Source organism: Pseudomonas sp. DW-iso17 (genome assembly GCF_058725345.1).
Genome location: NZ_JBZXEA010000041.1, coordinates 42,521 through 62,445 on the forward strand (window position 1 = coordinate 42,521; position 19,925 = coordinate 62,445).

General features: G+C 61.0%; 18 protein-coding genes. All 18 read right to left on the bottom strand.

The genetic code is table 11. The features are described from left to right. Positions 1 to 30 precede the first annotated feature (30 nt). The 18 genes from AC4PS6_RS21140 to AC4PS6_RS21225 all read right to left on the bottom strand — a co-directional run bounded on the left by AC4PS6_RS21140 (position 31) and on the right by AC4PS6_RS21225 (position 19,919). Positions 31 to 1,749: a SpoIIE family protein phosphatase gene (locus AC4PS6_RS21140; protein ID WP_492180981.1), complete on the bottom strand. Its 1,719-nt coding sequence runs from the start codon at positions 1,747 to 1,749 to the stop codon at positions 31 to 33. Further along, entirely contained in the window at positions 1,746 to 2,051 is a 306-nt protein-coding gene (locus tag AC4PS6_RS21145) for an STAS domain-containing protein (RefSeq protein ID WP_014719349.1), read from the bottom strand. The genes AC4PS6_RS21140 and AC4PS6_RS21145 overlap by 4 nt, the downstream gene beginning before the upstream one ends. Positions 2,052 to 2,234: 183 nt before the next feature. Then, positions 2,235 to 2,684 (bottom strand): flagellar export protein FliJ, encoded by a 450-nt coding sequence (gene fliJ, locus AC4PS6_RS21150; protein ID WP_003192954.1) that lies wholly within the window; start codon positions 2,682 to 2,684, stop codon positions 2,235 to 2,237. Positions 2,685 to 2,687: 3 nt separating this feature from the next. After that, positions 2,688 to 4,046, bottom strand: coding sequence for a flagellar protein export ATPase FliI (gene fliI / locus AC4PS6_RS21155; RefSeq protein ID WP_003192955.1), 1,359 nt, complete (start codon positions 4,044 to 4,046; stop codon positions 2,688 to 2,690). After that, complete coding sequence (fliH, locus tag AC4PS6_RS21160; RefSeq protein WP_014719350.1) at positions 4,036 to 4,800, bottom strand: flagellar assembly protein FliH; 765 nt, start codon at positions 4,798 to 4,800, stop codon at positions 4,036 to 4,038. The genes fliI and fliH overlap by 11 nt, the downstream gene beginning before the upstream one ends. A 10-nt stretch (positions 4,801 to 4,810) precedes the next feature. Continuing rightward, positions 4,811 to 5,827 (bottom strand): flagellar motor switch protein FliG, encoded by a 1,017-nt coding sequence (gene fliG / locus AC4PS6_RS21165; protein ID WP_003192957.1) that lies wholly within the window; start codon positions 5,825 to 5,827, stop codon positions 4,811 to 4,813. After that, entirely contained in the window at positions 5,820 to 7,595 is a 1,776-nt protein-coding gene (gene fliF, locus AC4PS6_RS21170) for a flagellar basal-body MS-ring/collar protein FliF (RefSeq protein ID WP_014719351.1), read from the bottom strand. The genes fliG and fliF overlap by 8 nt, the downstream gene beginning before the upstream one ends. Before the next feature lie 16 nt (positions 7,596 to 7,611). After that, positions 7,612 to 7,941, bottom strand: a complete 330-nt coding sequence (gene fliE / locus AC4PS6_RS21175; RefSeq protein WP_003192959.1) for a flagellar hook-basal body complex protein FliE — start codon at positions 7,939 to 7,941, stop codon at positions 7,612 to 7,614. A 131-nt stretch (positions 7,942 to 8,072) separates the two neighbouring features. Next, on the bottom strand, positions 8,073 to 9,449 hold the full coding sequence (gene fleR, locus AC4PS6_RS21180; RefSeq protein WP_282399266.1) for a sigma-54-dependent response regulator transcription factor FleR: 1,377 nt from the start codon (positions 9,447 to 9,449) through the stop codon (positions 8,073 to 8,075). A gap of 7 nt (positions 9,450 to 9,456) precedes the next feature. Beyond that, on the bottom strand, positions 9,457 to 10,668 hold the full coding sequence (locus AC4PS6_RS21185; RefSeq protein WP_019818388.1) for a sensor histidine kinase: 1,212 nt from the start codon (positions 10,666 to 10,668) through the stop codon (positions 9,457 to 9,459). Between the two features lie 110 nt (positions 10,669 to 10,778). Then, positions 10,779 to 12,251 carry a sigma-54 dependent transcriptional regulator gene (locus tag AC4PS6_RS21190; RefSeq protein ID WP_003192966.1) on the bottom strand — a complete coding sequence of 491 codons (1,473 nt, stop codon included), beginning with the start codon at positions 12,249 to 12,251 and terminating at the stop codon, positions 10,779 to 10,781. 169 nt (positions 12,252 to 12,420) lie between these two features. Continuing rightward, positions 12,421 to 12,717, bottom strand: coding sequence for a flagellar protein FliT (gene fliT / locus AC4PS6_RS21195; protein WP_014719354.1), 297 nt, complete (start codon positions 12,715 to 12,717; stop codon positions 12,421 to 12,423). Between the two features lie 25 nt (positions 12,718 to 12,742). Beyond that, positions 12,743 to 13,132 carry a flagellar export chaperone FliS gene (gene fliS, locus AC4PS6_RS21200; protein WP_020302689.1) on the bottom strand — a complete coding sequence of 130 codons (390 nt, stop codon included), beginning with the start codon at positions 13,130 to 13,132 and terminating at the stop codon, positions 12,743 to 12,745. A 128-nt stretch (positions 13,133 to 13,260) separates the two neighbouring features. Further along, the gene (gene fliD, locus AC4PS6_RS21205) at positions 13,261 to 14,628 is read right to left on the bottom strand and encodes a flagellar filament capping protein FliD (protein WP_014719356.1); all 1,368 of its coding nucleotides are present in this window, start codon (positions 14,626 to 14,628) and stop codon (positions 13,261 to 13,263) included. Between the two features lie 82 nt (positions 14,629 to 14,710). Then, complete coding sequence (locus tag AC4PS6_RS21210) at positions 14,711 to 15,058, bottom strand: flagellar protein FlaG (protein ID WP_014719357.1); 348 nt, start codon at positions 15,056 to 15,058, stop codon at positions 14,711 to 14,713. A gap of 76 nt (positions 15,059 to 15,134) precedes the next feature. After that, positions 15,135 to 16,838 carry a flagellin N-terminal helical domain-containing protein gene (locus AC4PS6_RS21215; RefSeq protein ID WP_020302687.1) on the bottom strand — a complete coding sequence of 568 codons (1,704 nt, stop codon included), beginning with the start codon at positions 16,836 to 16,838 and terminating at the stop codon, positions 15,135 to 15,137. A 264-nt stretch (positions 16,839 to 17,102) separates the two neighbouring features. Further along, complete coding sequence (locus tag AC4PS6_RS21220; protein ID WP_014719359.1) at positions 17,103 to 18,032, bottom strand: ketoacyl-ACP synthase III; 930 nt, start codon at positions 18,030 to 18,032, stop codon at positions 17,103 to 17,105. A 276-nt stretch (positions 18,033 to 18,308) separates the two neighbouring features. Beyond that, the gene (locus tag AC4PS6_RS21225) at positions 18,309 to 19,919 is read right to left on the bottom strand and encodes a flagellar hook-associated protein 3 (RefSeq protein ID WP_014719360.1); all 1,611 of its coding nucleotides are present in this window, start codon (positions 19,917 to 19,919) and stop codon (positions 18,309 to 18,311) included. Positions 19,920 to 19,925 lie beyond the last annotated feature (6 nt).

Here is a 19,925-nt window from a genome sequence, read left to right on the forward strand (position 1 = left end):
TTGCTCGCTCCTTGATCAAGAATCGGCGGATTATGCCAGAGCCGCCCAACAAAACTCCACGCAGACAGTGCGCCCGCCATCGGACCAGCCTACAGCGCTGCTCAGTTGACGCACCAGGCTCAGGCCCCGACCAGACAGACGGTCGATGTCCACGGGGCGCGCCAGCTCTTGCTCCACATCAAAACCCTGCCCGCTGTCTTCGAGGCGTAAGGTCAGTTTGCCGCCCTTGTCGGTGGGTACCACCTGCACATGCACGCGCACGTAACCGCTGTCCAACTGCGCCAGGCGCTCATGGCGCTGGCGATAATACTGCGCAAACCCCTGGGCATCGCGCTTGAGCCGTGAGTCCAGGCCCAGCACGCCATGCTCCAGCGCGTTGGAATACAACTCGGCCATCACACTGTAAAGCGCCCCGCTCTGCGCGCGCAGGCCATGGATCTCCAACAGCAGTTGCAGCAGGTACGGCAACGGGTTGTAGGTCCTGAGCGTCTGGGCGCGGAATTCGAAACTCACCGACCAATCCAGCGGGCACGACCGGCCGCTGTCGGCATACATCGGTTCGGACGCCCGCAAGGGTTGGCCCGCCTGCAACGTGATCTCGACCATGCTGACGTCATCGCGCGCCTGGCCGCGAAAGGCCGCCAGGGCCTGCTCGATGTCCTCGAACAGGCGGTCGGGCTCGCGGTTGGCGGCGAACACCTGCTGCAAGCGCTCGGCGCCGAACAGTTGATCGTTGGCGTCAGCGGTGTCGAGCACGCCGTCGGAAAGCAAAAACACCCGCTCGCCCAACGCCATGGGCCAGACCTCGGTGCTGTCATCGAACGCCTCTGCCGACAACACCCCCAGGGGCAGGTGCCGCGACATCAATGGCGTGCGCCTGCCCGTGGCGACTTCATGCACATAGCCTTCGGGCATGCCGCCGTTCCACACCTCCACCGCCCGCCGCTGGGCGCTCAGGCACAGCAAGGTGGCGCAGCAGAACATGTCCACCGGCAGGATGCGCTTGAGCTTGGCGTTCATTTCCCGCAGGGTCTGCGTGAGGCCGTAGCCCTTGGCGGTCATGCCGTAGAACACTTCGGCCAGGGGCATGGCGCCGATGGCGGCCGGCAAGCCATGGCCGGTGAAATCACCCAGCATCACATGCATGTCACCCGATGGCGTGTAAGCCGCCAGCAACAAGTCGCCGTTGAACAACGCATAAGGCGATTGCAGATAGCGGATATTCGGCGCGGCGTTGATGCAACCGGAATGGGCGACCTTGTCGAACACCGCCTTGGCCGCCCGCTGCTCATGCATCAGGTGTTCGTGGTGCCTGGCGATCAGGTCACGCTGTTGCAAAACCGTGGCCTGCAGGCGGCGCAGGCGGTCCATGGCGTTGATCTTCGCTGCCAGGATCAAGGGGTTATAAGGCTTGGGCAGAAAGTCATCGCCGCCCGCGTCCAGGCACTGGGCCAGAGCTTCGCTTTCGCGCAGCGACGTGAGGAAGATGATCGGCACCAGCGCCTCCCCCGCCAGTTGCTTGATCTGCCGTGCGGCTTCGAAGCCGTCCATCACCGGCATCAGCGCGTCCATCAACACCAGTTGCGGGCGCTCACGGGCAAACACCTCAATCGCTTCTGCGCCGTTGCTGACAGTCAGCACCTGGTGGCCCTGACGGCGGATGATGCTCGCCAGCAACAGGCGGTCGGCGGCGCTGTCTTCGGCGATCAGGATGGTCAGCGCCTCCAGGACAGGGGCCAGGGCGCTCAATTGATATCGAACAGTTTGTCGAAGTTGGAGATGGCGAGGATCTTGCGCACGTCGGAGTTGCTGTTCGTCACGCGAACTTCGGCGTCATCACCTCCAGCATGATCCCGTAGCAACAGCAGCATGCCAAGGGCTGAACTGTCCATGTAGGTGGCATCCTTGAGGTCGACGATATAGGTCTCGGGCACCTTGTAGAAACGCTCGTAGGCTTCCCGAAACGCCTGGTGGCTGCCGAAATCGAACCGACCCTTGATTGCGATCGTCAACTTCTTCCCGTCCAGGGATACTTCTGACTCGACTGTCATGTGACTGCTTCCTTGTCGTTGCACTAGACACAAGGTGTAGCAGCTGAACCGCATCTGAGCAACACAGTGAATCAACTGTGGGAGCTGGCTTGCCTGCGATGGCGGCGTGTCAGCCACTGAATCTTTAACTGAACCACCGCGTTCGCAGGCAAGCCAGCTCCCACACTGGATTTGTGGTGCCGGTTAGAACTGTTCTGGGCGGGGAAGGCGTTGGGACAATTCATCGAGCAGCTTTTGCTCGCGCTTGTCTTCGATGGCTCGCGCTTCGTCGATGTAGCGCTGCACCAGTTTGCGCAGCCCCTCGACCCGGGCAAACGCCTGTTGCCAGGCCTCGCGCGCTTTGTCGAGGTTGGCCTCGTGCCAGGCCAGGCTCTGGCGTTGCTGACCAACGGCGGTTTCAAGCTGATTGAGAAAGCCCTGGTACCCCATCAGCCACTGGCCGGATACACCCTGGCTACCGCGCTCGATCCACTGTTGCTGGTACTCGCCCCGAAAGCGCTCCAGGTCGCCGAGCTTGCTTTGGGCCAGGCGCACCTGGCCCTGGAAGTAGCCCAGGCGCTGCACGGCGGCTTTCTCGGCCTTTTCGGCCATGTCCACCACCGGAGCCAGGCGGGCGGCGCGGCTGTTGGCCATGGCTTAGCCGCCCGGCGCCGGGGCGAAGATGGACTGCAAGTGCGACTGGCTCTCGCCCATGGTGATCTTGTCGTTGAGACCCTGGCGCAGGTAGGTCACCAGTTGCGGCTGCAAGGCGATGGCCAGGTCGGTGTCGCGGTCACCACCGGCCACATAGGCGCCGACGCTGATCAGGTCGCGACTTTGCTGGTAACGCGACCACAACTGTTTGAACTGCTGGGCACGGGCCATATGCTCCGGCGTGACCACCGCCGGCATCACCCGGCTGATGGACGCTTCGATGTCGATGGCCGGATAGTGCCCTTCTTCGGCCAGGCGGCGCGACAGCACGATGTGGCCGTCGAGCACACCTCGCGCCGAGTCGGCAATCGGGTCCTGTTGGTCGTCGCCTTCGGACAACACGGTGTAGAACGCGGTGATCGAGCCACCGCCGGCTTCGGCATTACCGGCACGCTCCACCAGCTTGGGCAGCTTGGCGAACACCGATGGCGGGTAACCCTTGGTCGCGGGCGGTTCACCGATGGCCAGGGCGATTTCGCGCTGGGCCTGGGCGAAACGCGTGAGCGAGTCCATCAGCAACAGGACGTTCTTGCCCTTGTCGCGAAAATATTCGGCGATGCGCGTGCAGTACATCGCCGCACGCAGGCGCATCAGCGGTGCATCGTCTGCCGGAGAAGCGACGACAACGGAACGCTTGAGCCCTTCTTCACCGAGGCTGTGCTCGATGAACTCCTTCACTTCGCGGCCCCGCTCGCCGATCAGCCCCACCACGATGATGTCGGCCTCGGTAAAGCGCGTCATCATGCCCAGCAACACCGACTTACCCACGCCAGTACCGGCGAACAGGCCCAGGCGCTGGCCGCGACCGACCGTCAATAAACCGTTGATGCTGCGAATACCCACGTCCAGTGGCACGCTGATGGGGTTGCGCTTGAGCGGGTTGATGGTGGGGCCGTCCATCGGCACCCAGTCTTCGGCCTTCATGCCGCCCTTGCCGTCCAGCGCACGGCCGGCCCCGTCGAGTACGCGGCCCAGCATGCTCATGCCCATGGGCAGGCGGCCAGTGTCGGCCAGCGGCACCACGCGGGCGCCGGGGGCAATGCCGGCGAGGCTGCCGACCGGCATCAGAAAAATCTTGCTGCCCGAAAAGCCCATCACCTCGGCTTCGACCTGCACCGGGTGGTAGCTGTCGTCGTTGATCACCAGGCAGCGGCTGCCCATGGCGGCGCGCAGGCCCTCGGCTTCGAGGGTCAGGCCGACCATGCGCAACAGGCGCCCTTCGAGGATCGGCTGGCCGGGCAACTCGGTGGCCTCGGCGTAGCTGCCCAGGCGCTTGGCGAAGCTGGTGCGATCAAGGCGCATCGGTGGCGTCCAGGTCAACGCTCAGGTCCGGCTCCGCGGGGTGCAGGGCTTGTTCATGCAGTTGATCGAACAACTTGGCCATGATCTGGCTGATGCGGGTTTCCACCGTTGCATCGATGCGGCTGTGCTCGGTTTCGACACGGCAACCACCGGGCTGCAACGAAGCGTCTTCGACGATGCGCCAGGTTTCTTCATGGCGCTCGCGCAGGGCTTTGACCTGTTCGAAATCCTGGGGGTTGATGTACAGCCGCACATTGCCGACGCCCAGGGGCAGCAGCTTGAGGGCTTCGCGCATCACGCCTTCGATCTGGCTGGAATCGAGCACCAGTTCGCGCTGGATCACCTGGCGCGCAATGTGCTGCACCAGGCCGACCATGGATTTTTCCAGCTGCGAGTCCTGTTCGGCGATAGGGTCGAACAGGTTGCCCATCAGGCGCTCCAGGCTACCCAACTTGGTGGCCAGCGCCGCTTCGGCCTCCTGGCGAACCTTGAGGGTGGTGCTGCGAAAACCGTCTTTTTCCCCCGCCGCGAAGCCTTCGTTGTAGGCCTCCTGACGAATGGTTTCCAGCTCTTCGAGGGTCAGTGGCTGGACTTCATCCAGTGGCACTTCTTCCATCTCTGCCGGAGGTTCTTCAACCGGTTCAGGCTCAGGCTCCGGCACATGGGGGTCGAAACTGGGCAGCGACCAGATGTCGAAACCACCGACATCCCGCGCGCGAATCAGATCGCTGGGCGCCTCATCTTTATTCGACATGCAAGGCGCCTTAGATCATTTCTTCGCCGCCCTTCCCGCCGAGAACGATTTCTCCGGCTTCGGCCATACGGCGGGCAATGGTGAGGATTTCCTTCTGGGCGGTTTCCACGTCGCTGACGCGCACCGGGCCCTTGGCTTCCAGGTCGTCGCGCAACAGCTCCGAGGCGCGCTTGGACATGTTCTTGAAGATCTTTTCTTTGACGTTTTCGTCCGAGCCCTTGAGCGCCAGCACCAGCACGTCCGAGGAAACTTCGCGCAGCAGCGCCTGGATGCCACGGTCGTCGACATCGGCCAGGTTGTTGAACACGAACATCAGGTCTTCGATCTGGCCGGACAGGGTGTCGTCGATCTCGCGGATCGAGTCCATCAACTGGCCTTCGACCGAGCTGTCGAGGAAGTTCATGATGTCGGCTGCGCGCTTGATGCCACCCAGGGTGGTGCGCGAGGCGTTGGAATTGCCGGAGAACTGCTTCTCCAGAATGGTGTTGAGTTCTTTGAGCGCCGCCGGCTGCACGGTGTTCAACGATGACACACGCAGGATGATGTCCAGGCGCACTTTATGGTCGAAGTGGCCGAGCACTTCACCGGCCTGGTCCGGGTCCAGATAGGCCACCACGATCGCCTGGATCTGCGGGTGCTCATAGCGGATCACGTCGGCCACTGCCCGCGGTTCCATCCACTTGAGGCTGTCGAGGCCGCTGGTGTTGCCACCCAGCAGGATGCGGTCGATCAGGCCGTTGGCCTTGTCTTCGCCCAGGGCCGAGGTGAGCATCTTGCGAATGTAGCTGTCGGAGCCGACGCCCAGGCTGGTCTGGTCGCCGACGATCTCGACGAACTCGCTCATCACCTGCTCGACTTGCTCGCGGTGCACATTGCGCATCTGCGCCATGGCCACGCCGACACGCTGGACCTCTTTGGGGCCCATGTGGCGCAGCACTTGGGCAGCGTCGGTTTCACCCAGGGACAGCAGCAACACAGCGGCTTTGTCGACCCGGGACAGCTTGGCCACAGCGGCTCGATCATTCATCAGCGTTAATCCACTCTTTCACGACCTGAGCCACACGGCCCGGGTCTTCTGCCACCAGACTCTTGATTGCGTTCAACTGAGCGTCATAGCCTTCGCTCGGGCTTGGCAACAGGATGCTTTGCGGGCCGCCAAGGCTGACGCGGTCGTTGGCCAGTTCGCCGTCCAGGCCGCCCATGCCACCCAACTCGACGTCGCCACCGGCCAGTGCCAGTTGCTTCTTGCCGCCACCGGTGATGTTGTTGAGCACCGGGCGCAGTACACCAAACACCAGCACCAGGATGAACAACACGCCCAGCACTTGCTTGACGATGTCCCAGAACCACGGCTGGGTGTAGAACGCAGGGTCAGCGATCACTTCACCGCGCTCGGCGGAGAACGGCATGTTGATCACGCTGACGCTGTCGCCACGGCTGGCGTCGAAGCCAACGGCGTCCTGCACCAGGCGGGTGAAACGGGCCAGTTCGTCAGCCGTCCACGGCGCACGGGTCACCGCGCCGTCTGCCGGGTTGACCTTGACCTGGTCATCGACCACCACCGACACCGACAGACGATTGATCTTGCCCTGTTGCTGCTTGGTGTGGCTGATGGAACGGTCCAGTTCGAAGTTCTTGGTGGACTGGTTACGCTTGTCCGCAGGGTATGGCGCAAGCATCGGCTGGCCGGTGGCCGGGTCCATGATCTGCTGGCCGTTGGCGTCCAGCAATGGCTGGCCAGGCTGGATCGCGCCCGCCGTGGCAGCAGCGCCACCGGTGGTCTGCGGTGCCGAGGCCGGCGCGGGTGGCTGGTTGCTCAGGGCGCCCGGCACACCTTGGGGGCCATTGCTGGCGGTGCGTTGTTCGCTGGTGGACTGCTCGCTGCGCAACGCTGGCTGGTCCGGGTTGAACTGCTCGGAGGTGGACTCGACGGCGCTGAAATCCACATCGGCGGAGACTTCAGCCTTGTAGCGGTCGTTGCCCAGTACCGGTTGCAGGATGTTGTGCACGCGCTGGGTGAGCATGCTTTCCATGCGGCGACTGTAGTCGAACTGCTTGCCGGCCTGGGTCAGCGCGGAGTTTTCGGCCATGTCGGACAGCAGGTTGCCCTTCTGGTCCACCACGGTGATTTGCGACTTGCTCAATTCGGGAACGCTGGTTGCCACCAGGTTGACGATCGCCAGTACCTGGCCAGGCTCCAGGGAGCGGCCAGCAAACAGCTCGACCAAGACCGAGGCGCTGGGCTTGCGTTCGTCACGCACGAACACCGAGCTTTTCGGAATCGCCAGGTGCACACGGGCGGCCTTGACGTTATTGAGGCTGGAAATGGTGCGCGCCAGTTCGCCTTCCAGGCCACGGCGATAACGGGTGGCTTCCATGAACTGGCTGGTGCCCAGGCCCTGGTCTTTGTCGAGGATCTCGAAGCCGATGTTGCTGTCGGACGGCGCCACACCAGCGGCGGCCAATTTCATGCGTGCGCGGGCGACGTCGTCAGCCTTGACCAGCAAGGCACCTGAGTTGGGCTCCACGGTGTAGGCGATGTCGGCGGCGGCGAGGGTTTCCATGATCTGCTTGGAATCCATGCCCGACAGGCTGCCGTACAGGGGGCGGTAATCGGGTTGCTGCGACCACAGCACCACGGCAAAACCAATCGCCACGCTGGCTGCCAGGCCCACCATCAGGCCCACCTGACGCAGCATGGTCATTTCCGAGAGGTTTTCCAGGAACGACAGGCCAAACAACGGCGGTTTGCCGTCGGCCTTGGCGGGGAGGTTGTCGGAGACTGCTTCAGCCATGACTTAAATCTCGTCCTTAAACCGGCATCTGCATGATGTCTTGATACGCCTGAACCAGCTTGTTACGCACTTGGGTCAAGGCCTGGAAGGACACACTGGCCTTTTGCGAGGCGACCATCACATCGGTGAGGTCCACGCCGCTTTTACCGATCTCGAAAGCCGTCGCCAACTGGCTGGACGCCTGCTGGGTATCACTGACTTTATTGATTGCCTGACCGAGCATGTCGGCAAAATTGCTTTGGCCCAATTCCGGCGCTGGCGCGACGGATTTCGGTTGAGCCATGGCGTCCATTTGCATGGCGCGCATATCCAACATCAACCGATTGAACTCAATACCCTGGCTCATGACCTTCTCTCTCCGACGACCCGCAATTTTTTGACACTACGCAGCGGTTACTAGGGGTGGTAGCAACAAGGGTGCCAGCTCTGTGACAACTCGTAAGAAAAGGCGACAAAGCTTGTCAAACTTGTTACCGGTCATGTGGCGAAAAGATACGCCTCCACATCCATACCGGCGTCGCGCATCTGCGCCAGCTTGTAGCGCAAGGTGCGCGGGCTGATGCCCAGGCGCTCGGCCGCTTCTTTGCGACGGCCGCGCTCGGCGCGCAGGGTGTCGATGATCATCTGAAATTCACGGCGGCGCAGGTCATCACCCAGGGCGCCTGCCGATTCCGCCTCGGCGACCACTGGAGCCGGAGCCAGGCTCGGCAACGGCGCAGCGCCAGTGCCCATGGCCAGGCAGAAATCCTGCGGCTGGATCAAGCCGCCCTGCTGCAAAATCAGCGCACGCTGGATGGCATTATCCAACTCGCGCACGTTGCCCGGCCATGGATAATTGACCAGGCACGCCTGGGCCTCGGGCGACAACCGCGCCTGGGCATGCTTCATTTTTTTGACATGGTTGTTCAGCAGGCGCTCGGCCAAGGGGATGATATCCGCCGGGCGCTCACGCAATGGGCGCCAGGCCAGCGGGAACACCGACAACCGGTAGAACAGGTCCTCACGGAAGCGCCCCGCCGCCACTTCGCCCGCCAGGTCGCGGTTGGTGGTGGCAACCACGCGAATATCCAGCTGGATCGGCTTGCGCGCGCCCACGCGCTCCACCTCACGTTCCTGCAATACGCGCAGCAACTTGGCTTGCAGGCCAAGGGGCATTTCCGAAATTTCGTCGAGCAGGATGGTGCCGCCGTCGGCCTGTTCGAACTTGCCGGCCTGGGCCGCGATGGCGCCGGTGAACGAGCCCTTTTCATGACCAAACAAGGTCGCTTCGAGCATGTTGTCGGGGATCGCCGCGCAGTTGATCGCAATGAACGGTTGCTGGGCGCGGCTGGACTGCTGGTGGATGTAGCGCGCCAGCACTTCTTTACCGGTACCGGATTCACCGGAAATCAACACAGTGGAATCACTGCGCGCCACCCGCGCGGCCAGTTCCAGCAATTGCGCGCTGGCCGGCTCAAAGGCAATCGGGCCATCGCCCTCGCCCGCCGACGCTACGCCCAGAGCATGTCGGGCCACCAGCTCGATCAGCGCCTTGGGCTCGAACGGTTTGACCAGGTAATCCGCCGCGCCCTGACGCATAGCATCCACCGCCCGCTCCACCGCGCCATGGGCGGTCATCAGCAGCACCGGCAGTTGCGGCTGGCGCACGCGCAGCAGGCCGAGCAACTGGTGGCCGTCCATGCCGGGCATGTTGACGTCGCTGATCACCAGACTGAAGGCCTCCTGTTCGACCGCCTCCAAGGCTTCCTCGGCAGAGCCGACCGCACGGTAGTCATGGCCCGCCAGCAGCAGCGTGTCAGCCAATGCTTCACGCAGGGCGCGATCGTCTTCCACCAATAAAACCTTGATAGCCATCATCCTCTTACTCCGCGCTTGCCGCGCTGGAAAACAGCGGCAAGGTCATCAATGCACAGGTGCCACGCCCCAGGCGGGAACGCAGCTGCAATTGTCCCTGATGGGCGCGGGCCACTGCCTTGACCACAGTCAGGCCCAGGCCAGTGCCGTTGGTCTTGGTGGTAAAAAACGGCTCGCCCAGACGTTGCAGCACCTGCGGGGCGATACCGCTGCCGCTGTCGCTGACGCACAGGCGCAGGGTTTGCCCGCGGGTGTACAGGTGCACTTTCAGGCGCGCCCCGGGGCCACTGGCCTGGGTGGCGTTTTCGATCAGGTTGAGCAGCGCGCCCACCAGGGTGTCGCGGTTGCACAGCAATTCGCCCTGATGGCTGTCGCACTGCCAGCGCAGGTTGGCCTCCTGCACATGGATGGCCGCTGCCGCTTGCAGGGACTGCATCAAGCCGGCAGGTGTAACGCGATCGGTCAGCGGCAGTTCGCCACGGGCAAACACCAGCATGTCGCGCACTTGGTGCTCCAACTCATGCAGGCGCTCCTTGAGGCGCCCGGCAAAGCGTTGGTGGGTGGCCGCCGGTAATTGCTCGTCAGTCAAATGGCTGGCGTAGATCAATGCCGCCGACAACGGCGTACGAATCTGATGGGCCAAGGAAGCGACCATTCGCCCCAGGGACGACAGCCGCTCATGGCGCGCCAGTTGATCTTGCAGGTGCCGGGTTTCTGTCAGGTCATTGAGCAGCACAAGCTGGCCCGGCTCGGCGTCCAGGGAACGGGTCGCGATGGACAGCCGACGCCCGTCCTTGAGGGAGACTTCGTGGCCGTCGTCTTCGCGGGGGGCGAAACAGCGGGTGATGACTTCACGCCACAGCTCGCCTTCCAGCGGCAGGCCGAGCAGATCACAGGCTGCCGGGTTGGCTTCGCGCACGCGGCCCTGGTCATCGATGACGATTACGCCACCGGGCAACAGGTCCAGCAGGTTTTGCAGGCGGTTGGCCAGGCGCTCTTTCTCGGCCAGCTCTTGCATGCGCTGGGCGCTGACCACCGCCAGTTCGCCTTTAAGCTCGGAAACCCGGGCCTCAAGCAGGCTGTAGGAGTCGGTCAGCTGGCTCGACATCTGATTGAACTGCGAGAACGCGTGCTCCAGGCCCTGGCGGGTCGGCGGTTCTACAGGCGAAACCAGCCCCTGGATGGCAGGGGCCGAAGATAGTTGGGCGGCGTGGGGCATGATGCTCTCTCGCTTGGCTGACCGTCAGTTAAACGGAACGTTGCGAGGGCTGTAGCAATACCCGTGCCGAAAAAAATCTACCTATAAATCAAATAGTTGAAAAACAGGCGTCAATCATCCGCCTGTTCATCACCTTCTTTGCGGCTCATACCGTACTTGCGCATCTTCTCCACCAGGGTGGTGCGACGGATACGCAGGCGCTCGGCGGCGCGGGCCACGATGCCATGGGCATCGTCCAGGGCCTGCTGGATCAACCCTTGTTCGAGATTGCCGAGGTAGTCCTTAAGGTCCAGGCCTTCGGGCGGCAACATCGCGGTGGCGCCGAAGTCCGGAGTATGGCCGTTGATCGCCACGCGCTCTTCCATATCGCTGCGCAGGCTGTCCATCTGTTCGTCTTCGTCGTCGACGTAGCGGAATTTCTTCGGCAGTTCGACCACGCCGATCACCCCGTACGGGTGCATGATCGCCATGCGCTCCACCAGGTTGGCCAGCTCGCGCACGTTGCCCGGCCAGCCGTGGCGGCACAGGGACATGATTGCCGCAGAGTTGAAGCGAATGGAGCCGCGCTTTTCGTGCTCCATGCGCGAGATCAGTTCGTTCATCAACAGCGGGATGTCTTCCACGCGCTCGCGCAGCGGGGCCATCTCGATAGGGAATACGTTGAGGCGGTAGTACAGGTCTTCGCGGAAGCTGCCGACCTCGATCATGCTTTCGAGGTTCTTGTGGGTGGCGGCAATGATGCGCACGTCCACGCTCTGGGTCTTGTTGCTGCCCACGCGCTCGAAGGTGCGCTCCTGCAATACGCGCAGCAGCTTGACCTGCATCGGCAACGGCATGTCGCCGATTTCGTCGAGGAACAGAGTGCCGCCATTGGCCAGCTCAAAACGCCCGGCACGGCTAGTGATCGCCCCGGTAAAGGCGCCCTTCTCGTGGCCGAACAATTCGCTTTCCAGCAGCTCTGCCGGGATCGCCCCGCAGTTGACCGGCACAAAGGGCCCGTCGCGACGCTTGGAGTGATAGTGCAGGTTGCGCGCGACCACTTCCTTGCCGGTGCCCGACTCGCCGAGGATCAGCACGCTGGCGTCGGTGTCGGCCACTTGCTGCATCATCTGGCGCACGTGCTGGATGGCACGGCTGGTGCCGACGAGGCTGCGAAACAGATTGGGCTCACGGTGACGGCCGCGCTCGCGGGCCTGGTCGTACATCTCGCGATAGACCTGGGCGCGGTGCAGGGAATCGAGCAATTTGCTGTAGCTGGGCGGCATTTCCAGGTTGGACAACACACGGCGGCGCTGGTCTTCCGGCAGGTCCACGGAAGAAATATCGCCCATTAGCAACACCGGAAGGAACTCATCCCAGGTAGACAGTGTCTTTAACAGGCCCAGAACTGCGCCAGGAGCGTTTACCGTCCCGATCAATACGCAAATGACTTCACGGCTCGACGACAACGAGCTGACCGCCTGCTGCCAATCGTGGCTGCCGCAGGGTAAATTTTCTTCACCAAGAAAATTTAAAATCACCGCTAAATCGCGGCGGCGGACGCTATCGTCATCGATCAGCAGAATTTTGGTTTCACGCCACATGCAATAGCAACTTCCCTAGTAAAACTTCCTGCCCCGGAATGAGGGCAATCTAGACGTCTGTAAGATTTCTTACCTTCTAGACGTCTGAAATCTGAAAACAGCACTAGTTAAGTCAAAAATGCTGGCACAGTCAAATATATGACGCGCCGTTCGGATTAACTGCGCCCGTTCAACCGAACAGATGGTAAACCTTTGACGCATTTTTCGCTTGGTTGATCTGCGACATCTCTTCGAAAATCGCCTGGCGTTCGCCGGTCGTCACCTCCAGCAACTGCTGGTACACCACCAACAAACTTTCCAGCTTCTCGCGCAATGCGCCCTCGTCTACCGGTGCCTCACTGAGCACCTCATCAATCACCGCGCGGCAACCCAGGTCCAACTCGCCCACGGCTTCCCAATTGCGCTCAGCCAGCGCGCCGAGAAGGGCTTCGCGGGTTTCGTCGATGCGTTGCAGTGCGTGGCTCATGATGTGTACCTCAAGGCAATCGGCCTTATTGTGGAGCGATGGCATCCCAGCCGGTCTTGACGGTGATCAGCAGGCGGGCGACTTCGTCGATCATCTCGGCGTCGTTGACGCGATTGGCCTCGACCAAGCGATTGCCCATGTAGTTGTACAGGGCATCCAGACGCTGGATCGCGGCCGGATCTTCGGCTTTCTCAGGCTCCAGGCCATCGCGCAGGCCCGAAATGATTTCGATCGCCTTGCCCAGCATCAGGCCCTTTTGCGCGATGTCCCCGCGGCTCAACGCACCCTTGGCCTGGGCCATGCGATCCAGGCCACCTTCCATCAGCATCTGCACCAGGCGGTGCGGGCTGGCTTCGGAGACCTGAGCGTGGGCATTGACCTTCTGGTACTGGCGAAGGGCTCTCATCGGGTTCATGTTGCTACCTCGTTACTGGCGACAATCGAATAGGTTTGCTTAACCAGTTTTTCGACCACGGCGATAAAAACTTTAATCCAGCACCCTGCGCGAGGGCCCCTGGACAGGGCCCTGGCGCGCACCGCTCATCAGTTCGACTTAGGATTGTTCAGCGAGTTGAGGGTGGTCAGGATGCTGGAGCTGCTGGCGTTGATCTGCGCGATCATGGTGTCCATCGCCGTGTACTTGGCGGTCAGGGACTTCTGCAAGGCATCCATGCGCCGCGTCAGGTCGTCGGTCTCTTTGGTCAAGTCGGTCAACTTGTTGTTGAGATCGGTGGCACGTGTCGCCAGGGTGCCGGTAGTGCCGACGTAGCTGTTGGTCGCCTTGTTCATGCGGGTGATCAAGCCCGTGTCGCCGGTGAACAGCTTGGCAATGTCGCCAGCGCCCTTGACCACGGCCTTGTCCCAGGTTTTGTCATCCAGGCTCAGCAGGCCGGTTTTCTGGTCGGTGGTGATGCCCATCTGCGCCAGGCTGGTCATGGTGCCCGCGCCGGAGCCGTTGACCAATTCGGAACGCAGGCTGTTCACCAATTGACGCATCGACGCATCGCCGGTCAACGCACCTGCGGTGGTGGTGGAGGCATCACCGGTTGCAGTGACCTTGGTTTGGGTGTTGATCGCCGTCATCAGCGTGTTGTAGGCGCTGACGAAGGACTGCACCGAGGTTTTCAAGGTGTCGGTGTTGCTGGCCACGGTGATGGTGGTCGGCTTGGTGATGTCTACCGTGTCCAACAGGTCCAGGGTCACGCCGCTGATCGCCGAGGTGATCTTGTTGCTGTTCGATGACATTTCAATGCCATCAATGGAGTACTTGGCGTTGGTCGGCGCCTTGCCTTTGTCGTAGCCGACAGCCAGCTGCGAATCACCGCTGAGGGTGATGTCGGTGCCCTCGCCCATGGTGGTCGAAGTCAATACCAGACGCGCGCCATTAGAGTCACTCAGTACGTTGGCACTGATGCCTTGGGACGAGAGCTGGGTATTGATCGACTCGCGCACCTGTTGCAAGGTCGCGCCGCCTGGGATCACCACGTCGTAGCTTTTGCCCGACTGGTTGATGGTCAGCGTCTGGTCTTCGTCCGTGCTGTTGGCCTTGCCCGACGCGCCGTCCGCATTCACCGCCGTGGTGACTTTCGAGGCGGTCGCAAGGTTGGCGATCTTCAACAGGTATTTGCCGCTGGACGCACCGTCGGTCAGGGTGACCTTGGCGTTTTTCTCTTCCGAAGAAGTCGCCGCCAGCCCGTTGAAGGCCGAGGCATTGTTCAACTTGGTGATCGCCGCCTGGTAGGCTTCCAACGCCGTCTTGACCGAGCCCACGGCAGACAACTGCACGGTGGCCTTCTTCTGCTCGTTGGTGATCTGAGCCTGCTTGGGCGCCTGCTCGGCACCTACCAGCGCCTTGACGATTGCTTGGGTGTCGTAGCCCGAACCAGGCCCGGAAATCGTTGAACTAGCCATTTGTCATTCTCCTTGTCCTGCGGCGGCCGTTTTTTGGCGCTTGAACGCTTAGACCGCAATCAGAAACATGTTTCGTGCCAACTCAAGCCTTGCTATCAAACAACAGGCTGCCGGCATCGCTCAGGTTCTGCGCCAATTTCAGCGCGGTCTCCGATGGAATCTGTCGAATCACTTCACCACTGTCAGTGGCGATCACCTTGACCACTACCTTGCCGGTAGAGTCATCGATGGAAAAATCCAGGTTGCGCTGTGAAGCCTGCACAAACTCACGCATATCGGTAACAGCCTTTTCCAGCGCCACGCGCTGCGGCTCTTCACTTTTGATCGGCTCATTGCTGGCCACAGGCTTGGCCTGGGTCACCACTGCGCCAAGGTTGGCCGGGGCCGTGGCTGCGGGGTAAGACGAGGTCAGCTTGATGCTCATGTCCATGTCACCACCTCCAAACTGAAAAAACGGAAGGGCACGTTGTTAAACGCACCCTCCCGTTATTTAACCGCTAGCGCTATTACTGAAGCAGCTTCAGAACAGACGATGGCAGTTGGTTGGCCTGGGACAGGATCGCAGTGGAAGCCTGTTGCAGGGTTTGTTGCTTGGTCAGCTCAGCGGCTTCAGAAGCGAAGTCAGCGTCTTCTACGCGGCCTTTGGCAGCGGAGGAGTTCTGCGAAATGCTCTGCAGGTTGGCCACGGTGCTGGCGAAGCGGTTTTGTACGGCACCCAGCTGCGAACGCTGGCTGTCGATCTGCTGCATGGCGTCGTCCAGAGCCTGGATGGCCTGCTGCGAAGAAGCGGCAGTCAGGATGTTCAGGTCGGAAACGCTGGTTTCCATGGTGACGGCGGTTTTGGTGCCGGCAGCAGCAACAGTGGTCAGACCCAATGCAGCCAAGCCAGTACCGGCGCTGCCGTCCTTGATGGTGATATCTTTGTCGGCGAACAGGTTCAGGGTACCGTCAGCGTTTTTGCTGGCTTGAACACCGGTGCTGGCGCTGTTGATCGAAGCAACGATCGCGTCAGAGGTGTCGCCCTTCTTGAACTTGACTTCAACGCCGTTCACGTCGATCGAAGTGTCAGCAGTCAATTTGGCTTGAGTAGTACCAGCAGACAGGCCCAGTTGGGACAGGGAACCGGCGGAAGTGTTGGCCAGCTTGATGTCGGCACCGTTACCCGAAGTCACCTTGAAGCGACCGTCTGTACCGAAAGTCGCGGATGCACCAGTGGCGGCGCCACCAGCTGCGGTTTCGAGTTTGGTCAGCAGGGAAGCCTTGGTATCGCCAACAGCCCAAGCTACAGCGTTACCATTTACAGAGATCGAACCAGCTGCAGTCATGTCACTCGAAACTGCCTTGGTACCAGCCGTCAGGCCAAGAGCGCCCAGGCCGTCAGTACCAGCAGTCGGTGCTGCCAGAACGATAGCCTTGTCGGAAACCAGGCTTACTTTACCGGTGGCATCGGCACTAGCGGTTACGCCAGTAGTTGCAGTTTGTGCGTTGATGGCAGCTACAGCAGAGGTAGCAGCGGCGGTACCAGCAGCACCAGAACCGAGAGTGATATCGGTACCGTTGATGTTGATGGCTTCGCCAGCCAGTACAGTGGCAGCAGCAGTACCTGTTGTGACAGCCTTGTCAGTCACAACCGAACCAGTAGCAGTAGCAGCCAGACCAGTCATGGCAGTACCGTTAACCGCAGCTTCTTTGTAGTTACCCTTCAGAGCAGTCGAGCTGATATCGGTCATACCAAACGAGATAGTCTCGTTGGCGTTGGCGCCGATCTGGAACGCTACGTTGCTGAACGAGCCGTCGAGCAGGTTACGACCACCGAAGGTGGTGGTGCTGGCGATACGGTTCAGCTCGCCCACTTTAGCGGTGAATTCCTGCTGCAGGGAAACACGGTCAGCGTCGCTTTTATCACCGTTGGCCGCTTGCAGGGCGAGTTCACGCAGACGCTGCAGGGTGTTGGTGGATTCTTGCATCGCGCCTTCAGCGGTCTGGGCAATCGACACGCCGTTGTTGGCGTTGGCGATGGCAACGTTCAGACCTTTGACCTGGTTGTTCAGACGGTTAGCGATCTGCATGCCGGCAGCGTCGTCTTTGGCGCTGTTGATTTTCAGGCCGGAGGACAGACGGTTCATCGACTGGCTCAGAGCGTCGGAAGCTTTGTTCAGGTTCTTCTGGACACCCAGGGAGGTGATGTTGGTGTTTACTGATAATGCCATGACGAAATCCTCGTGGTTTGGATACTGCGGCTTCCGGCCCTGGCGACCGCCGGGTGTGGCCTAGAGAACCTACGTAATAGTTATCGTCGTGGTAGCCGGTTGCTTGAGGATTTTTTTGATTTTTTTTAGTAGCCCTGTGCCAGCCCTTGTATTTCAAGGGCTTATGCAGGCGCAGAAGCCCGGTTTCATTGGCTTTTCTGGCGCCAATAAAAAAACGCCGATGATCATTCGATCATCGGCGTTTTTTGTGCAGCGGCTAATGCATCACGGACGATAGAGAATCGCCGAGCCCCACGACAGGCCCACGCCAAAGCCGCTGATTGCCACGCGCTTCCAGGTGGCGTCCATCACGTGCTTTTCCAGCAGCAGCGGGATGCTCGACGACACGGTGTTGCCGGTCTCGACCATGTCCTTGATGAACTTGTCCACCGGCGCTTCTTCAAAACGGCGCGCCACGGCGTCGACGATGGCCGCGCTGCCCTGGTGGATGCAGAACGCATCGATGTCATCGGCCTTAAGGTCCGACTCTTTGAGCAGCTCGTGCAAGTGCGCCGGCACTTTGAGCAAAGCGAAGTTGAACACCTGGCGGCCGTTCATGAAGAACACGCCGTCGCTGACCTTCAGGTGCGGCGCGCCGGAACCGTCGGTGCCGAACTTGGATTTGCCGAGCAACCACGGCGCGTCTTCGCCCATCCAGGTGGCGGTGGCGGCATCACCGAACAGCATGGTGGTGTTGCGGTCTTCCGGGTCGACGATCTTGGAGTACGGGTCTGCGGTAATCAGCAGGCCGTTTTTAAGGCCCGCGGCTTCCATGAAGCCCTTCATCGCGTAGATACCGTAGACGTAGCCGGAGCAGCCCAGGGAGATGTCGAAGGCGGCCACGTGAGTGGGCAGGCCCAGTTTGTCCTGGACGATAGCAGCGGTGTGAGGCAGGCCCTCTTCATCGCCGTTCTGGGTGACGACGATCAGCGCGTCGATGGATTCGCGCTTCAATTGCGGGTTGTTGGCAAACAAGGCGTTGACCGCCTCGACACACAGATCCGAGGTTTCCTGTGCCGCTTCCTTGCGCGGCAGGAACGCCGAGCCGATCTTGCCGATGATGAACTCTTCATCCTTGGCGAACTTGGCACCCTGGGCGTAGTTATCGATCCCGTCCGCCGGCACGTAACTGGCGATGCTTTTTATGCCAATCATTGTGGCTTCCCAATACTAAATAGCTGGAGAACACCCCTCGGGCTATGCCGGAAGTGCTGACAATAAAGGGGATAACCCCATAAAAATCCCGCTGAAAGCCGCCCGATGAAGGCCCTGTGACGACTTATCCTTTTCACACGATACAGTGAAGATGCGCTTTATGACTCACAGGTCACTCAATTTTGCGTGGTTTATGCAAAACGTTTCAACAATTAAGCCCCCGAAACGACAACGGCCCGCCCTGTTTCCAGAGCGGGCCGCTTGACTGAACGCCGTTTACATCTTGTTGAACAGGCTCAACTGCGAGATTTTCACGAAGGCCAACTGCGAGGCCTGCAACATGGTTTGTTGCAAGCTCAGGTTGATGGCGGCTTCGGCGAAGTCGACATTGCCCAGGGCATTCATGGTGGTGGTATTGGCCAGGTCCAGGCTGACGTTTTCCTTGGACTGAATGTCCAGGCCATTGAGGCGCGCGCCCAGGGAGCCACGCGCCTGGTCGATCTGGCCGTAGGCATTGGTCAGGTTGCCAATGGACTTGGCCACCACATCCTTGAGCTCCTTCTGCGCCGCCGGGTTGCCGTCTGACGGCGTTTCCAGGATTTTGCGCAGATGGCTCAGGGTGTCGAGGACGTTCTCGTTCTTGTTGCTGGTGGCACTGATCGCAAACTGGTCGCCGGCTGCCGGTGCCGGTGCGGTGGTGACATCAAAGGTCACCCCTGCCGCCGTGATGGTGGTGGCGCCGGCCGCCAGGGTGCCACTGGCGATGGACTTGCTGTCTGCGCTATACGGCTGGGCATACAGGTCATAGGCGCCGGCGGCACCGAACTTCACGATCACGCCCGAGTTGGGAAAGGTGCTGGCGTACGCCGCCGGATCGCTCACCGTGCCGCCGCTCAGTTGCGCGGTGGACGGATTGCTCGGGGTGCGCGAAACGCTGAAGGTGTCCGGCTTGACCGACAGGCTGAACTCGCGATCCTTGACGATGGCGTCCGACGGCGCGCCTGGCAGTATGTCTTTGCCCAGTGCGTCTTTGCCCAGGTTCAAGCCAATGTCGAACTTGACCCCGCGCAGGTTGATAGTCGAGCCGCCTTCCTTGGTGGCATCGAAAGTGCCGTTGCCTGGAATCTCCGAAGTGATGTCCTTGCCAGCATTGTCCGTGACCACGTATTGGGTGCTGCTGGTGAAGGTCAGCTTATACGGCTGACCATCGGAAAAGCTGCTGTTATAGCTGCTGTTGGCCGCGATCAGCCCGGCAGATACGGTGACCTTGCCATCGTCGACCGCTGGCGGCACGAGGATCGGCGCGGTTTGCGTACGGCCCGTATTCGCTGAGCTTTCAAGCATGCTCTTGGCGGTATTGCCCATGGCAACCGACAGGTTCTCTGCGATCTGCAGGCTCAACGGCGTGTCATCGCCCTGGTAACTGTAGGTGCCGTCATTGTTGCGGGCGTAGGGCGGCGTATCGGTCTTGCTGCCGGAGAACAAGTAATTGCCGCTGGCGTCCTTGGTATTGAGCAGGCCCAGGATCTGGTCTTCAATGGCGCCAATCTCGGCGGCCGTCGACTTGCGGTCAGCGTCGCTGATGCCGACGTTACCCGCCTTGAGCGCCAACTCACTGGCCCGTTGAATCGCGATATTGATATTTTCCAGCACGCCGTCCTGGGTGGTCAGCGAGTTTTTCAGGGTGTCGATGTTGCCATTGAACTGCGCCAGCATGTCTTTCTGCTGCTGCAGCATCAACAACCGCGCCGCCGCCACCGGATCATCTGCGGCGGTTTGCACGCGCACGCCGGAGCTGGCCTGGTCCTGGGCCTTGACCACGCTGGAATAGTTGCTCTGGTACTTGGCAGAGCTGGTCTCGAAATACTGCTGTGTAGAAATACGCATCGTCCC

Excerpts from the sequence above, each read along its gene's own strand:
- fliH (WP_014719350.1), bottom strand. The coding sequence starts at position 4,800 with ATGTCGAATAAAGATGAGGCGCCCAGCGATCTGATTCGCGCGCGGGAT.
- AC4PS6_RS21145 (WP_014719349.1), bottom strand. The coding sequence starts at position 2,051 with ATGACAGTCGAGTCAGAAGTATCCCTGGACGGGAAGAAGTTGACGATC.
- fleR (WP_282399266.1), bottom strand. The coding sequence starts at position 9,449 with ATGGCTATCAAGGTTTTATTGGTGGAAGACGATCGCGCCCTGCGTGAA.
- fliI (WP_003192955.1), bottom strand. The coding sequence starts at position 4,046 with ATGCGCCTTGATCGCACCAGCTTCGCCAAGCGCCTGGGCAGCTACGCC.
- fliJ (WP_003192954.1), bottom strand. The coding sequence starts at position 2,684 with ATGGCCAACAGCCGCGCCGCCCGCCTGGCTCCGGTGGTGGACATGGCC.
- fliE (WP_003192959.1), bottom strand. The coding sequence starts at position 7,941 with ATGAGCCAGGGTATTGAGTTCAATCGGTTGATGTTGGATATGCGCGCC.
- AC4PS6_RS21220 (WP_014719359.1), bottom strand. The coding sequence starts at position 18,032 with ATGATTGGCATAAAAAGCATCGCCAGTTACGTGCCGGCGGACGGGATC.
- AC4PS6_RS21225 (WP_014719360.1), bottom strand. The coding sequence starts at position 19,919 with ATGCGTATTTCTACACAGCAGTATTTCGAGACCAGCTCTGCCAAGTAC.
- fliT (WP_014719354.1), bottom strand. The coding sequence starts at position 12,717 with ATGAGCCACGCACTGCAACGCATCGACGAAACCCGCGAAGCCCTTCTC.
- AC4PS6_RS21210 (WP_014719357.1), bottom strand. The coding sequence starts at position 15,058 with ATGGACATGAGCATCAAGCTGACCTCGTCTTACCCCGCAGCCACGGCC.
- AC4PS6_RS21215 (WP_020302687.1), bottom strand. The coding sequence starts at position 16,838 with ATGGCATTATCAGTAAACACCAACATCACCTCCCTGGGTGTCCAGAAG.
- fliG (WP_003192957.1), bottom strand. The coding sequence starts at position 5,827 with ATGAATGATCGAGCCGCTGTGGCCAAGCTGTCCCGGGTCGACAAAGCC.
- AC4PS6_RS21185 (WP_019818388.1), bottom strand. The coding sequence starts at position 10,668 with ATGCCCCACGCCGCCCAACTATCTTCGGCCCCTGCCATCCAGGGGCTG.
- fliS (WP_020302689.1), bottom strand. The coding sequence starts at position 13,132 with ATGAACCCGATGAGAGCCCTTCGCCAGTACCAGAAGGTCAATGCCCAC.
- AC4PS6_RS21190 (WP_003192966.1), bottom strand. The coding sequence starts at position 12,251 with ATGTGGCGTGAAACCAAAATTCTGCTGATCGATGACGATAGCGTCCGC.
- fliD (WP_014719356.1), bottom strand. The coding sequence starts at position 14,628 with ATGGCTAGTTCAACGATTTCCGGGCCTGGTTCGGGCTACGACACCCAA.
- fliF (WP_014719351.1), bottom strand. The coding sequence starts at position 7,595 with ATGGCTGAAGCAGTCTCCGACAACCTCCCCGCCAAGGCCGACGGCAAA.